Genomic DNA, 14052 nt, shown 5'->3' on the forward strand with positions numbered 1-14052 from the left:
AGTCACGCCTCACCCGTCTGTCTCCTGTGCCGGTCGAGGCATGAGCCTAGCGGCGATTGAATTCCGGCACGCCGGAGCCGCCGAAGATGAAGCGCTGCGGATTGCGCTCGAGTGAGCGCAGCGTGCGCTCGAGCTCGGTCAATGTGCGGCGTCCGTCCGCGGAGAGTGACTGGATATCCCGGATCGTTCGATCCGTGAAGCCGGAGATGGAGTTGGTCAGTTGCGCCGTGCGCGTGTCGAGCCGCTCGGCGAGCGTGCGCACTGCCCGCGCCGTCTGGGTGAACTCGGCGAACATGTTGTTCTGCCCGTCACCCGAGAAGCTCTTCAGAAGGTTGTCGATCCGGTCGGCCATCGTGTTCAGCTTGGTCGAGACCTCGCCGGCATTGCGCAGCAGCAGATCGACGCTCTCCGCATTGCGGCCCAGCGCCTGGGTGAAACGGTCGATATTCTCCATCGAGCGGCCGATTCGCTCGCTGTCGAGCGCGCCCACCACCCGGTCGGCATTTGCGATGGTGCGGTTCAGGGCGCGGACATCGAAGGTCGTCACCGTCTCGTTGACCGAGCCGAGCGTCTGCGTCAGCGAATTCGCGGCCTGCCGGGCATCGCGCAGCAGATCGGCGAAGGACTGGCTCTGCGCGTTCAGCCCGGTCGACAACTCGTCGATGTTGCGCAGGATCGAGGTGATGCGACCTGGGGTCGCGCCCTCCATCAACGACTGCACCTGGGTGGTGACCTGGTCGGCATTGGCAATGACCCGGTTCAGCCGCTGCACGTCGAAGGCGGTCACGGTCTGGTTCACCGAGCCGAGCGTCTGGGTCAGCGAGGTGGCCGCCTGACGGGCATCGCGCAAAAGGTCGGCGAAGCTCTCGCGCTGGGCGTTCAGACCGGCGGTCAGTTCGTCGACATTGCGCAGGATCGAGGTGATCCGGCCGGGCTGGGCACCCTCCATCATGGATTCGACCTGGGTCGTCACGCGGTCCAGCCGCTGGGCCAGCGCGCCGATCTGGCGGGCCGCCTCGCCCGTCTGGTTCAGGAAGTCCCGGACGTTGTCGGAATTGTCGCCGAGCGCGGCGGTGAATTTCTCGACATTCTCGAGGCTGCGCTGGAACGAGCCCTGCCCCGTGGCCAGCACGTCGTCGAGCCGGCGCACCAGCCCGTTGAGCGTGTTCATCGTCTCCTGGGCGCCGGCGAGCAGGTCCTGCCCGCCATGGACCTCGGGGCCGATCTGCGGCGGCGGGCCGCCGGCGATCCGGGCCAGCGGCTGGGTCGGGCCCGGCCCGTTGGTCAGGGCCACCGACGCGATGCCCGACAGGATCTGAACATTGAGGCTGGCCCGCGTCGCGCTGGAAATGGGTGTGCCCTGCTGGACGGCAATGACCGCCACCACCTTGCGCGGGTCGGCCGGGTCGATGTCGAGCGAGCGCACCTCGCCCTTGCGGATGCCGTTGTAGAAGACATTGGCGCCGGTCCTCAGGCCCCCGACAGGGCCGTTGAAGACGATGCGGTAATTGTCGCGATTCGAGCTCTCTCCCGCCCTGAGGAACCACCACAGGAACAGGCCGAATACCGTCAGCACCGCCAGCGTGAAGGCGCCAATCAGCGTGGTATTGGCTCTGGTCTCCATGGAAACCCTCTCCGGCGAGGCGCCCCGAACCGCCTCGTCATGCCCTGATTCCGACCGCGCGCGCCCGCTCGCCGCCGAAGTAGCGTCTGAGCCACGGATGATCGTGGCGGACCATGTCCGCCATGGTTCCCGTGGCGATCACGCGTCCGTCTGCGAGGGCTGCGATCCGGTCGCAGATTCGCACCAGACTATCGAGATCGTGGGTGACCATATACACGGTCAACCCTAAAGTGTCCCGTAACGTCCTGATCAGCGTGTCGAACTCCCCGGCCCCGATCGGATCGAGGCCCGAGGTCGGCTCGTCGAGGAAGACGATTTCCGGATCGAGCGCCAGCGCCCGGGCCAGTGCCGCGCGCTTGATCATGCCGCCCGACAGTTCGGAAGGGTATTTGTCCCCTGCGTCCGGATTGAGGCCGACCATGGCGATCTTGAGCCGGGCAATCTCGTCCATCAGCGGCACGGACAGGTTCAGATATTCGCGCAGCGGCACCTGGATGTTCTGTTTCACGGTGAGCGAGGAAAACAGCGCACCGTGCTGGAACATCACGCCCCAGCGCCGCTCGATGGCCTTGTGATCCTGGTCGGTGGTCTCGTCCAGATCCTGATCGAACACCGTGATCGTGCCGCGCCGCTTCGGCACCAGGCCGATGATGCAGCGCGTCAGCACCGATTTGCCGGTGCCCGAACCGCCGACCACGCCGAGCACCTCGCCCGAATAGACGTCGAGGTCGAGCCCGTCGATGACCATGTGGTCGCCGAAGCCGATGGCAACGTCCCGCGCGGCGATGATCACCTCGCCCTGGGGAATCGTGGCCGGGTTGACTGCCATGTCAGTATCCAAGGCTTGCGAAGATGACGGCGAACAGGCCGTCGACCACGATCACGAGGAAGATCGCCTTGACCACCGAGGCCGTGGTCTGCGTGCCGAGGCTCTCGGCGGAGCCCTTGACCCTGAGGCCCTCCACGCAGGCCACCAGCCCGATGATCAGGGCCATGAACGGCGCTTTCACCAGGCCCACCCAGACGTGGCGGTGAGCGACCTCCTCCTGCATCCGCGACAGGAAGATGTCGAGGGGGATCTGGCCATAGACCTGCGCGACGATGGCCCCGCCCGCGATCGCCGACAGATTGCCGACAATGGTCAGCAGCGGCAGGCCGATGACCAGCGCGATCAGCCGGGGCAGGACCAGCACCTCGACCGGATTGAGGCCCATGACGCGCAGGGCGTCGATCTCCTCGCGCATCTTCATGGAGCCGATCTCGGCGGTGAAGGCCGAGCCGGTCCGGCCCGCCACCATGATCGAGACGATCAGCACGCCGATCTCGCGCAGCGTCAGGATGGCGACGAGATCCACCACATAGGTGTCGGCGCCGAAGCTGCGGAAGAAGAAGATGCCCTGCTGGGCGATGATGCCGCCGATGAGGAAGGTGATGAGGAACATGATCGGCACGGCCCGGAAGGCCACGCGGTCGAGCTGGGTCACCACGGCGGCGAAGCGGAACCGCGCACGGCCGATGGCCAGGTAGCGCCCGGCGACCACCACCTCGCCGAAGAACGACACGAGGGCCCTGGTGTCGGCCATCGCGTCCAGCATCTGGTCGCCGATCTTGCGCAGGCCCTGAATGATCGCCGGCGGCTCCCTCGCCGGTGGCGGGGCCGGTTCGTCGAGGCCGACGCCGACCTCCCGGTAGATCGTGCCGGCGGACGGGGACAGGCCCTCCACCTCGACCGGGATGCCGCGCGCGCGGAACGCGGCCTCGACGGTCTTGGCAAGCGCGCCGCCGATCGTATCCAGCCGATCGACGGCGGAAAAATCCATCAGGACGGCTGCCGGCGCGCCGGAATCGGCCACCAGACGCCGCATCTGCGGCTCCATCGTGCCGGCGGTCACGGCTGTCCAGGTGCCGGCAAGCGCGATCGTCAGCCGGCTGCCATCCACACGGCTCGACATCTGGGCGGTGGGGATAGGGCTCGGCTCGTTCACGGCGTCATGTCGATCAATCGCGCTCGCGCAGGGTGCCATGCACGACCGGTGCTTGGCACGCGCAACACTCCTCTTCATAAAGGGCGCGCCCGGCCCCGTCGAGGTCGGCCTGCCCCATTCCTGCCTTCCGGACCCCGCCATGGACATCGCCAAGCCCTATCTCCTGTTCCTGGGAGACGTTCACGACCAGTTGGCCGCCAAGACGGCCCAGGGCATCGTCGACTGGCGCCGCGACTGGTGCGTCGGCCAGCTCCGGCTGGAGGGCTGCAAGGCCGATACCGGACTGAAGGACGTGTCCATCGCCGAAGGGGCGAAGGCAGGCGCGAAGACCCTCGTGGTCGGCGTCGTCAATGCCGGCGGCGTTTTGCCGGCCCACTGGATCGACACCATCGTGCAGGCCATCGAGGCCGGCATGGATGTCGCGACCGGCCTCCATGTGAAGCTGGCCGACAACCCGAAGATCGCGGCGGCGGCCAGGAAGCACGGGCGCAAGCTGCATGACGTGCGCCATCCGACCCAGACCTTTCCCACAGGCAAGGGCAATCTGCGCTCCGGCAAGCGCCTGCTGATGGTCGGCACCGATTGTTCTGTCGGCAAGAAATACACCGCCCTGGCCATGGAAAGGGGCATGCGCGAGCGCGGGTTCGATGCCGATTTCCGCGCCACTGGCCAGACCGGCATCTTCATTTCCGGCCGCGGCGTGGCGGTGGATGCGGTGGTGGCCGACTTCATCGCCGGTGCCGCCGAATGGTTGACCCCGGCCGCCGACCCGTTCCACTGGGACGTGGTGGAGGGCCAGGGCTCGCTGTTCCACCCCTCCTTCGCCGGCGTGACGCTCGGCCTGCTGCACGGCGCCCAGCCCGACGCCTTCATCGTCTGCCACGAGCCGACCCGGCGCACCATGCGCGGTGTCCAGACGGCCCTGCCCTCCATCGGCGAGGTCATCGAGATGACCACCTCGCTCGGCCGGCTGACCAATCCGGCGATCACCTGCGTCGGCCTTGCCATCAACACCGAGCACCTGTCGGAGGATGCGGCCTTCACCTGCCTCGACCGGCTGTCGCGCGAATATGAGCTGCCGGCGACCGACCCCGTGCGCTTCGGTGTCGAGCCGCTGGTCGATGCCATCGCCGAGCTCTATGGGGAACCCGAGCCCATGCCGGAACCCGTGCCCGAGCCGAAGAAGGCGAAGGCTGCCAGGAAGGCGAAGTGAACGCCTGAGCAGGCTGCACGCCACCCGGCCCGGCCTGCGCCGGTCGTGACCCGTCATCGTTCCCGTTCGCCCGCGGAGTGTCGCCCATGTCGTCCCGTTCGCTGACCGTCTCCATCGAGAGCTGGCCGATCGCCGGCACTTTCACCATCTCGCGCGGCTCGCGCACCGAGGCGGTGGTGGTGGTCTGCGAGATTCGCGACGGCGCGGCCATCGGCCGGGCCGAATGCGTGCCCTATCCGCGCTATGGCGAGACGGTCGAGGGGGTTGCCGCCGAGATCGAGGCGATGACCGAGGCGCTGGCCGGTGGTCTCGACCGGCAGGGCCTGCTCACCGCCATGAAGGCGGGCGCGGCGCGCAATGCCATCGACTGCGCGCTCTGGGACCTGGAGGCCAAGCAGGCCGGCAAGCGGGCCTGGGAACTGGCCGGCCTCCCCGCGCCGAAGCCGCTCACCACGGTCTACACGATCTCGCTCGGCTCGCCCGAGACCATGGCCGAGCAGGCCAAGGCCTGCGGCCGGCCGCACCTGAAGATCAAGCTCGGCGGCGAGGGCGACGGCGACCGGCTCGCGGCGATCCGCCAGGCGGTGCCCAATGCCACGCTGGTCATCGACGCCAACGAGGCCTGGACGCCGGCCAACCTCGAGGCAAACCTTGCCATCTGCGAGCGCTTCCGCATCGCGCTGGTTGAGCAGCCCCTGCCGGCCGCTGACGACGCGGCGCTGATCGGCATCCGGCGCCCCCTGCCGATCTGTGCCGATGAGAGCGTTCACGACCGCGCCTCGCTGGCCGGCCTCAAGGGCAAATACGACGCGATCAACATCAAGCTCGACAAGACCGGCGGGCTAACCGAGGCGCTGATGCTGGCCGACGAGGCCGAGCGCCTCGGGCTGAAGATCATGACCGGCTGCATGGTCGGCACCTCGCTGTCCATGGCCCCCGCCATGGTGATTGCCCAGCGCGCCTTCCTGGTCGATCTCGACGGCCCGCTGCTCCTGCGCGAGGACCGCCCGGTGGGCCTGCGCTACGACGGCGCCACCGTCTATCCGCCGGCCCCCTCCCTCTGGGGCTGAGGAGCATCCTTCTCGCCTCCGGCGGGGAGTCCGGGCCGTTCGATCGGCATCGCGCGCGCGACAAGCGTCACGGCAAGGCCGACGAGGCAGAGCGCTGCCATGGCCAGATAGGCATAGGCGCCCACGCGCGCGTAGAGCCAGCCGGCGATCAGCGTCGCCATCGCCATGGTCGCGCCGATGGCGACCGAGACCGTGCCCTGCCCGCTGGCCCGCGCGTGTGCCGGCAGGCGCGCGGCGAGATAGGCCATGGTGCCGAGATGGACCAGGCCGAAGCCGGCCGCATGCAGCGCCTGCAACGGCGCCAGCACGATCAGCGGCAGGTCGAACGCCATCAGCGCCCAGCGCAGGAAGCCCCCGGCCCCGCCGATCAGAAGGTAGGTGGTCGGCCGCCAGTCACGGGCAAAGCGCGTCGCCACCCAGAACATGACGATCTCGGCCAGCACCGCCACGGCCCAGAGCAGGCCGACAACGAATCCCGAATAGCCGACTGCCTTCCAGTGGATCGAGGCGAAGCCGTAATAGACGGCATGGCTCGCCTGCAGGAAGGCGACCGCCACCATGATCAGCACGAAGCGGCGGTTGAAGAACGAGGGTCCCTTCGGCCCGGTCTGCACCTCCTTCTGGTCGCGCACCAGCATGAGCGAGGCGACCGCCAGAGGCACCAGGCTCAGCCAGATCATCCAGACGATCTGCTCGGGCCGGATGATCACCAGCGCCACGCCGCCGACGATGTTCGCCACCATGAAGGCCACCGAACCCCAGACCCGGATGCGCCCGTAGTCGAGGGCGCGCCGGGCAACGCCCGCCAGGCCATAGGCATCGGCCAGCGGCACCATCGGGCTCCAGACGAAGGAGGTGATGAGCACGCCGACCAGGATCATGGCGAAGCCCTCGGCCATGCCGATGCCGAGAAACGCCACCATGGTGGCGCTGGCACAGATGACGATGGCCAGCGACAACACGCCGCTGCGGTCGGCGAGGAAAGTGACGGTCGGCGTCGCCACCATGCGGATCATCATGCCGCAGGCGAGCACGGTGCCAACCTCGGCATCACTCAGGCCCTTCGCCTTCAGCCAGATCGGGAAGAACGGCTGGTAGAGCCCGAAGCCGATAAACAGCGCCGCATAGAACAGCGCGAGGCGCGTCGCGAAGAGCTTGGCGTCATCCGGTTTGGCGTCAGGCCCGCGCGACATTAGGATTTCCGACGAGAATCGGTGAGACCATGCGTTTCTAGACTGCCTGTCCGCGTGCCGCGAGAGCACCCCGCCGATGTCAGACGAGCCCCGCCTTCCCGTTCCGGCGCCCCCGGCCCCGATCAGCGAAGCCGATTACGAATCCATTGCCGATGCGGTCATGGAGACCGCGCGCGGGCGCTGGTTCCTGGCCGAATATGCAAGGCGCAACCGCCACGCCGACACCACCGCCGTGCTCGGCGCCATCCAGCGTCTGGAAGGCACGCTCGCGGTGGCCCGCGCCCCGGCCCCCGAGATCGACCGCATCCGCATGGACATCCGCGAGATGGCCCAGGCGATCGCCCAGACCAAGGCCGAGATCGCCGCCATCAAGCCGGAGGGCTCCGACGGCGGCCGCTTCGAGGAGGCCTCGGTCGAGCTCGATGCCATCGTTCAGGCGACAGCCACCGCCACCGGCGACATTCTGGGGGCGGCCGAGACCATCCAGGAGATCGCCTGGACCCTGCGCGAGCAGGGTACGCCGGACGAGGTCTGCGACCTGATCGACGCCAAGGCGACCGACATCTACACCGCCTGCTCGTTCCAGGACATCACCGGCCAGCGGACGCGCAAGGTGATCGGCGTGCTGCGCTTCCTCGAACAGCGCATCGACACGATGATGGCCATCTGGGGCGATGCCGGCGTGCCCCCGGCCGCGCCGCCGAGGCCGTCCGATGCCGCAGGCGGCGATTCCCTGCTCAACGGCCCGGCCCGACCGGGCGAGGGCCTCGCCCAGACCGATGTCGACCTGATGCTGGACGAGGCGCTGTTCGCCGATGCTGGCGCCGGGGTGGCGGAGGAAGCAGGTGGCGATGGCGACGCCGGAGCCGATGGCGATGCCGCCGACCTCCTGTTCGACGCGGTGGCCTCCGTGCAGCCGGAACCTGCCGGCGTGGCACTGGAAGCGCGCGCCACCGCAGCCGCCGCGCTGTCGACCGACGAACGCGCGCTCAGCCCCTCGCCGCGTGCGGCCCGGGAAACGGGCGCCGGTCGCCTGCCCTCGATCGAGGACATCGAGAAGCTGAGCTTCGTGGAAAAGGTCGCGCTGACGAGCTGACGGCGGGGGCGGCGCTTTAACCCCGCCATGCGAGCGGGGTACTGCAATCAGGGCTTTCTTCCTCTAGAGGATTTTTGTCCTTGACAGCGTGACGCTGGTCGGGCATGATTCAGGCATGTTCGAAAGCTGCGCCCGGCGCACCCCGAACGCGCTTCACGCCACGATCGAGGCGAACAGGGCCGGATCGATATTGCCGCCGGACACCACCAGAACGACCACCTGATCCCTCACGTCGAGACGGCCGGACAGCAGCGCCGCCAGCGGCACCGCGCCCGAGGCCTCGACCACCAGCTTGAGCTCGCGGAAGGCAAAGGCCACCGCACGCTTCACCTCCTCGTCGGAGACCACGACACCGCCGGCCACCAGCGGCCGGGTCACGGCGAAAGTCAGTTCGCCCGGCATGGGCGCCAGCAGCCCGTCGCAGATCGACCCGCCCATCTTCTCGTTGCCGAGCCGCGTCCCGGCCGCGAGCGAGCGGGTGTGGTCGTCGAAACCCTCCGGCTCGCCGGCATAAATCCTTGCACCAGGAGCCACCTCATGCACCGCCAGCGCCACCCCGGCCAAAAGCCCGCCGCCGGAAACCGGCACGATGACCGCATCCGGCTTCAGGCCAAGCCCCGCCAGGTCCTCGCAGATCTCGCGACCCACCGTGCCCTGCCCGGCCATGATGTGGAAATCGTCGAAAGGCGGCACCAGCGTCGCGCCGCGTTCGGCCGCGATCCCTGCGGCCATGGCGACGCGATCGTCCTTCTCGCGGTCGAACAGCACGATCTCGGCGCCGGCCGCCGCAGTGCGCTCGCGCTTCAGGGCGGGCGAATCCTTCGGCATGACGATCAGCGCCGGCATGCCGAGCAGCTTCGCGGCGGTTGCCACGCCCTGCGCGTGATTGCCGGAGGACATGGCGACGACACCGGTCCTGCGCTCGTCAGCGTTCAGGCGCGCCAGCCGGTTGTAGGCGCCGCGAAACTTGAACGAGCCGGTGCGCTGCAGCGACTCGGCCTTCAGGAACACCCGCGCGCCGGTGAGGGCATCCAGTTCGGGCGAGCTCAGCAGCGGCGTGCGGCGGGCAACGGGTGCGATCAGGCGGGCGGCATCGGCGACATCGGCGGCAGTCGGCAGGGCAGGCATGGCGGTCTCCGGATCAGGCGGACCATATGACGGCGTGGCAGCGGCGACGGCAAGCAAGGCTTTGTTGCCCCAGCCATCACCGCCGCTGATACCGGCGCTGCCCTGCGACACGAGGCGCCGCCCGGCCCCCTCGCCTTCGGCCGGGCGGCAGGCTAGAGAGCGCGCCGGGAGAACCGCGTGACCGATGCCCGCATCCACCCTGCCGAGGCCGCGGCCGCACCGGGCGACGGTCCGCGCAGCATCCTCATCCTGATGAGCCGCACCGGCGGCGGTCATCTGGCCAGTGCGCGGGCGCTGGAGGCCGAGTTTCATGCCCAGAGGCAGGGGCTCACCGTTACCATCGTCGACGTGCTCACCGACCACCTGAGCTTTCCCTTCTCGCGGCTGCCGAAAGGCTATGACGGGCTGGTCAACCGCACCCCGCGGCTGTGGCATGCCATGTGGAGGGCGACGGCCCATCGCGCCGTCGCGCGCCCCTCGGCCGCGCTCGTGCGGCGCCTGTCGCGGCGCAAGCTGGAACGGCTGGTCACGGCCACCCGGCCGGACCTCGTCGTCTCGGTCCATCCGCTGGTCAACGACCTGGTCCTGCCGGTGCTGGCCCGCCTGTCGCCGGCAAGCCGCTATGTCACGGTGGTGACCGATCTCGGCGGCATCCATCCCTCCTGGCTGCACCCGAAGAACGCCGCCATCTACCTGCCGACCGAACGGGCGGTGGAGATCGCCGCCGCGCGCGGCCTGCCCCGCACGCGGCTGCATGCCTATGGCCTGCCGATTCGCGCCGACTTCGCCCGCGAGACGGCCGACCGCGGCGCGACACGCGCCAGCTTCGGCCTCGCTCCGGACCTGCCGGTGGTGCTGGTGATGGGCGGCGGCGGCGGCATCGGTCCCATGGAGGCCATCGCCCGGGAGGCGGGTTCGGCGCTCGCCGTCGCCTCGCCCGATGCGCCGGCCGCCCAGCTGGCCATCGTCTGCGCCACCAACCGGCGGCTGAAGGAGGCGCTGGAGGCCAGCCCCTTCCCGGTGCCGCTGACTGCGCTCGGCTATATCGACCGCATGGCCGATCTCATGCATGCCAGCGACCTGCTGGTGACCAAGGCCGGGCCGGGCACCATCGCCGAGGCCAGCGTGCGCGGCCTGCCGATGCTGCTCTACGGCTTCATTCCCGGCCAGGAGGCCCCCAATGTCGACCATGTCGTCGATGCCGGAGCGGGCCTGTTCGAGCCGAAGCCGAAGCGCATCGGCGCCGAGATCGCGCATCTGATGACCGGCGGGCGCGACCGGCTCGCGGCCATGGCCGCTGCGGCCCGCTCGCTCGGCCGCGCCCGCGCCACCCGCGACATCGTCGCCTCGATCCTCGCGGGGTCCGCTGCCTGACGGCGCCGTTGTCGGCCGTGGCGCCGGCGGATCGGGTCAGCCGCCAATGAGCCGGCCGCCATGCGTCCCGCGGCCTTGCGAAACGATTGAGACGGACTGCATCATCCACTGACGACGCGAAAAAACGAGGGAGGGCTGTCGTGAAACTCGTCCGCTACGGAGCCAGGGGCAAGGAGAAGCCGGGGCTGGTCGACCCGGAAGGCAAGATCCGCGACCTGTCCGGCCTCGTCTCCGATATCGCCGGAGACGTGCTCTCCAAGAAGGGCCTCGCAAAGATCGCCAAGGCGAACTGGGAGAAGCTGCCGCTGGTCAAGGGCCGGCCACGCCTCGGCTCGCCGGTCGGCCGGGTCGGCAATTTCATTGCCGTCGGCCTCAACTATGCCGATCACGCCGCCGAAACCGGCGCGGCCATTCCCACCGAGCCGATCCTGTTCAACAAGGCGCCCTCTTGCATCGTCGGGCCGAACGACGACGTGATGCTGCCGAAGAAGTCGGTCAAGACCGACTGGGAGATCGAGCTGGCCATCGTCATCGGCGAGCGCGCCCGCTACGTGTCGAAGAAGGATGCCATGTCGGTGGTCGCCGGCTTCTGCATCTGCAACGACGTCTCCGAGCGCGCCTTCCAGATCGAGCGCGGCGGCCAGTGGATGAAGGGCAAGGGCTGCGAGACCTTCGGCCCGCTCGGCCCCTGGCTGGTCACGGCCGACGAGGTGAAGGACGTGCAGAAGCTCGGCATGTGGCTCGACGTCAACGGCGAGCGCATGCAGACCGGCTCGACCAAGACCATGATCTTCGACGTGAAGACGATCGTCTCCTACATCTCCGAGTTCCTGGTGCTGGAGCCGGGCGATGTCATCACCACCGGCACCCCGCCGGGCGTCGGCCTCGGCATGAAGCCGCCGAAATTCCTGAAGGCCGGCGACGTCATGACGCTGGGCATCGAGGGTCTCGGCGAGCAGAAGCAGACGGTCGTCGCCTGGAAGTGAGGCGACAGGGGGCGGCACGCGCCGCCCCTCTGCTCCCTCTGCGGCCGGAGGGGCCATGCTGAAAGCTGCCGTCCTCACGGCCGTGGCCATGGTCGCCTTTGCGGCCAATTCGATCCTGGCGCGCCTGGCGCTCGCCGGCTCGGCCATCGACGACATGGGCTATACCGGCTGGCGCCTGGCCTCCGGCGCGGTGGCGCTGCTGATCCTCTCCCGCCTCATCGGCGCGGGCGGCGCGTCGCTCCGCCTCGCCGGAAGCTGGGCGCAGGCGGCGGCGCTGTTCGGCTATGCCATCTGCTTCTCCATCGCCTATCTGTGGCTGGGCGCCGCGGTCGGGGCCATCGTGCTGTTCGGCGCCGTGCAGGCCGGCATGGTGGGCGCGGCGCTGGCTGCCGGCGACCGGCCGGGCGCCGTCGAATGGGCGGGGCTGGCGCTCGCCTTCGGGGCGCTGGTCTGGCTGGTCGCGCCGGGGGCAAGCGCGCCGTCGCCCGCGGGCGTCATCCTGATGGCGGCGGCCGGGCTCTGCTGGGCCGCCTATTCGCTGATCGGCCGCGGCTCGACCAACCCGCTCGCCGACACCACCGGCAATTTCGCCCGCTGCCTTCCCGTGGCGCTGGCGATGATGGCCTGGGGCTGGCATGTCCACCCGCCCTCGCCAGCCGGGCTCGGCTATGCGCTCGCCTCCGGGGTGATCGCCTCCGGCCTCGGCTATGCGGTCTGGTATGCGGTGCTGCCGCACCTGGCGCGGGTGACGGCCGCCACCGTCCAGCTCACCGTGCCGGCCATTGCCGCGGCGGGCGCGGTGCTGTTCATCGGCGAGCCTCTGACAGCGCGCATCGTGCTTGCCTCGGCCGGCATCATCGCGGGCATCGCGCTCGCGATCCTGGCCGGCGAGCGGCGGCGGGCGGCGCGCGCCTGAATCGGCACGTGAGCTGGCGGATTCGGAATCTCAGCATGAGGATCAGCCGGATTTCCCACGTCGCCTCAACAGCATGCGCCCGCACGGTGATTCAGCGCGCAAACAGCCACGCCCGCGCCCGCCGCCCGTTCAGGACAGGGCATGCCTGCATCGCAGGGTCTCGTCAAATCCCGCGCGCCGTGGTTGAAGGAACATCGCTCCCCTCGCCCCGGCTTTTCCCCGCACGATGCCCGTCCTGTCCCGCGCCGCCACGGGAATCCTGCTCAAGCTGCTCTCGACCATGGCGTTCACCTGCATGTCGACGCTGGTGCGCGTTGCCGGCCGGGACGTGCCGGTCGGCCAGGTCGTGTTCTGCCGGTCGTTCTTCGCGCTGATCCCGCTGTTCCTGATGCTCGCCTTCCGCCGCGAGATCATGGAGGCGTTCCAGTACACGAGCTTCCGCTCCCACATGAAGCGCGGCGTCATCGGCGCCACCGGCATGTTCTCCGGCTTCGTCGGCCTGACCCTGCTGCCGCTCGCCGATTCCACCGCAATCAGCTATGCCGCGCCGCTGATGGTCGTGCCGCTCGCCTATTTCCTGCTGGGCGAGCAGGTGCGCGTCTATCGCTGGACGGCGGTCGCCATCGGCTTTGTCGGCGTGCTGGTCATCCTCTGGCCGCATCTCGACATCACCGCCCTGTCGAACCGCAGCGAGGCCCAGCGCCAGGGCGCCATGTTCGCGCTCGGCGGCGCCGTCTGCGCGGCCTTCGCAACCATCCAGGTGCGGCGACTGGTCAATACCGAGACGACGGCCTCGATCGTCTTCACCTTCATGGCGCTCTGCGCGGTTCTGGCCCTCCTCACCTGGCCGCTCGGGCACTATGTGCCGTTCATCGGCCAATGGGTGGTGCCGACGCCCTGGCAGGCCTTCATCCTGGTCATGGTCGGCGTGTTCGGCGGGCTCGGCCAGATCTTCCTGACCATCAGCTACCGTCATGCCGACACGTCGCTGATCGCCCCGTTCGAATATTTCTCGATGATCTGGGCGATCATCATGGGCTACCTGGTCTTTGCCGACCTGCCGAGCATCTTCGTGATCACCGGCGGCGGCATCGTCGTGGCCTCCGGCATCTTCGTCATCTGGCGCGAGCAGAAGCTCGGGCTGGAACGAGCCCGCCAGCGCAAGGTTGCCACTCCGCAGGGTTGAGGGCCTGAAAGACGGGGACGGCACTACTCCGATAGGTTGCTTTTTAATTCTGTTGCAACCTTAGAGGGTCTTTCGCTAGGCTTCCCTGCCATCGATCGGCGGGGGGACACATGACATCATCATTCGGGCCGGCGCGTTCGACGACCATTCGCCATCACCATGCCAACCGCGTCATCCTTGTGCCGCGCGCCGAAGGCCTGAGCGGATCGGGCATCGCCCTCTCGGAAGCCGAGATGGGAGAAGTGCGGGACGAGGTCCGCGGCAGGTTCGAGCACCTGCAA

General features: G+C 68.8%; 12 protein-coding genes. 7 read left to right on the forward strand and 5 right to left on the reverse strand.

Annotation, left to right across the window (positions count from 1 at the left end; all coding sequences use genetic code 11):
- Positions 1 to 46: 46 nt before the first annotated feature.
- From ACTIFS_RS20045 to ACTIFS_RS20055, 3 genes are read right to left on the reverse strand one after another with little or no spacing between them, the layout of a single operon-like run.
- Complete coding sequence (locus ACTIFS_RS20045) at positions 47 to 1624, reverse strand: MlaD family protein (RefSeq protein ID WP_439575897.1); 1578 nt, start codon at positions 1622 to 1624, stop codon at positions 47 to 49.
- Between the two features lie 37 nt (positions 1625 to 1661).
- Complete coding sequence (locus ACTIFS_RS20050; RefSeq protein ID WP_439575898.1) at positions 1662 to 2453, reverse strand: ABC transporter ATP-binding protein; 792 nt, start codon at positions 2451 to 2453, stop codon at positions 1662 to 1664.
- Between the two features lies 1 nt (position 2454).
- Entirely contained in the window at positions 2455 to 3609 is a 1155-nt protein-coding gene (locus ACTIFS_RS20055) for an MlaE family lipid ABC transporter permease subunit (protein ID WP_439575899.1), read from the reverse strand.
- A 139-nt stretch (positions 3610 to 3748) separates the two neighbouring features.
- Between ACTIFS_RS20055 and dgcN the strand changes: the two genes are divergently transcribed.
- Both dgcN and dgcA read left to right on the forward strand, forming a co-directional pair.
- Entirely contained in the window at positions 3749 to 4822 is a 1074-nt protein-coding gene (gene dgcN, locus ACTIFS_RS20060; RefSeq protein WP_439575900.1) for an N-acetyltransferase DgcN, read from the forward strand.
- A gap of 86 nt (positions 4823 to 4908) precedes the next feature.
- Positions 4909 to 5892 (forward strand): N-acetyl-D-Glu racemase DgcA, encoded by a 984-nt coding sequence (gene dgcA / locus ACTIFS_RS20065; RefSeq protein ID WP_439575901.1) that lies wholly within the window; start codon positions 4909 to 4911, stop codon positions 5890 to 5892.
- Here the strand turns inward: dgcA and ACTIFS_RS20070 are convergent.
- On the reverse strand, positions 5862 to 7085 hold the full coding sequence (locus ACTIFS_RS20070; protein WP_439575902.1) for an MFS transporter: 1224 nt from the start codon (positions 7083 to 7085) through the stop codon (positions 5862 to 5864). The genes dgcA and ACTIFS_RS20070 overlap by 31 nt on opposite strands.
- Before the next feature lie 76 nt (positions 7086 to 7161).
- On the opposite strand from ACTIFS_RS20070, the gene ACTIFS_RS20075 reads away from it, so the two are divergent.
- Positions 7162 to 8181, forward strand: a complete 1020-nt coding sequence (locus ACTIFS_RS20075) for a hypothetical protein (protein ID WP_439575903.1) — start codon at positions 7162 to 7164, stop codon at positions 8179 to 8181.
- A gap of 153 nt (positions 8182 to 8334) precedes the next feature.
- Here ACTIFS_RS20075 and ACTIFS_RS20080 read toward each other — a convergent pair whose 3' ends face one another.
- Positions 8335 to 9309: a threonine ammonia-lyase gene (locus ACTIFS_RS20080; RefSeq protein WP_439575904.1), complete on the reverse strand. Its 975-nt coding sequence runs from the start codon at positions 9307 to 9309 to the stop codon at positions 8335 to 8337.
- Positions 9310 to 9486: 177 nt separating this feature from the next.
- On the opposite strand from ACTIFS_RS20080, the gene ACTIFS_RS20085 reads away from it, so the two are divergent.
- The 4 genes from ACTIFS_RS20085 (at position 9487) to ACTIFS_RS20100 (ending at position 13771) form a co-directional block, all read left to right on the forward strand.
- Entirely contained in the window at positions 9487 to 10683 is a 1197-nt protein-coding gene (locus ACTIFS_RS20085; protein WP_439575905.1) for an MGDG synthase family glycosyltransferase, read from the forward strand.
- 140 nt (positions 10684 to 10823) lie between these two features.
- Positions 10824 to 11669, forward strand: coding sequence for a fumarylacetoacetate hydrolase family protein (locus ACTIFS_RS20090; protein ID WP_439575906.1), 846 nt, complete (start codon positions 10824 to 10826; stop codon positions 11667 to 11669).
- Positions 11670 to 11724: 55 nt separating this feature from the next.
- On the forward strand, positions 11725 to 12585 hold the full coding sequence (locus ACTIFS_RS20095; RefSeq protein ID WP_439575907.1) for a DMT family transporter: 861 nt from the start codon (positions 11725 to 11727) through the stop codon (positions 12583 to 12585).
- A 226-nt stretch (positions 12586 to 12811) separates the two neighbouring features.
- Complete coding sequence (locus ACTIFS_RS20100) at positions 12812 to 13771, forward strand: DMT family transporter (protein ID WP_439575908.1); 960 nt, start codon at positions 12812 to 12814, stop codon at positions 13769 to 13771.
- Positions 13772 to 14052: the final 281 nt, after the last annotated feature.

Source organism: Phreatobacter sp. (assembly GCF_051860605.1).
GTDB lineage: Bacteria > Pseudomonadota > Alphaproteobacteria > Rhizobiales > Phreatobacteraceae > Phreatobacter.

Bases quoted from the DNA above. Each gene is read 5' to 3' on its own strand.
- dgcA (WP_439575901.1), top strand. From the start codon at position 4,909: ATGTCGTCCCGTTCGCTGACCGTCTCCATCGAGAGCTGGCCGATCGCC.
- dgcN (WP_439575900.1), top strand. From the start codon at position 3,749: ATGGACATCGCCAAGCCCTATCTCCTGTTCCTGGGAGACGTTCACGAC.
- ACTIFS_RS20100 (WP_439575908.1), top strand. From the start codon at position 12,812: ATGCCCGTCCTGTCCCGCGCCGCCACGGGAATCCTGCTCAAGCTGCTC.
- ACTIFS_RS20080 (WP_439575904.1), bottom strand. From the start codon at position 9,309: ATGCCTGCCCTGCCGACTGCCGCCGATGTCGCCGATGCCGCCCGCCTG.
- ACTIFS_RS20070 (WP_439575902.1), bottom strand. From the start codon at position 7,085: ATGTCGCGCGGGCCTGACGCCAAACCGGATGACGCCAAGCTCTTCGCG.
- ACTIFS_RS20075 (WP_439575903.1), top strand. From the start codon at position 7,162: ATGTCAGACGAGCCCCGCCTTCCCGTTCCGGCGCCCCCGGCCCCGATC.
- ACTIFS_RS20095 (WP_439575907.1), top strand. From the start codon at position 11,725: ATGCTGAAAGCTGCCGTCCTCACGGCCGTGGCCATGGTCGCCTTTGCG.
- ACTIFS_RS20050 (WP_439575898.1), bottom strand. From the start codon at position 2,453: ATGGCAGTCAACCCGGCCACGATTCCCCAGGGCGAGGTGATCATCGCC.
- ACTIFS_RS20045 (WP_439575897.1), bottom strand. From the start codon at position 1,624: ATGGAGACCAGAGCCAATACCACGCTGATTGGCGCCTTCACGCTGGCG.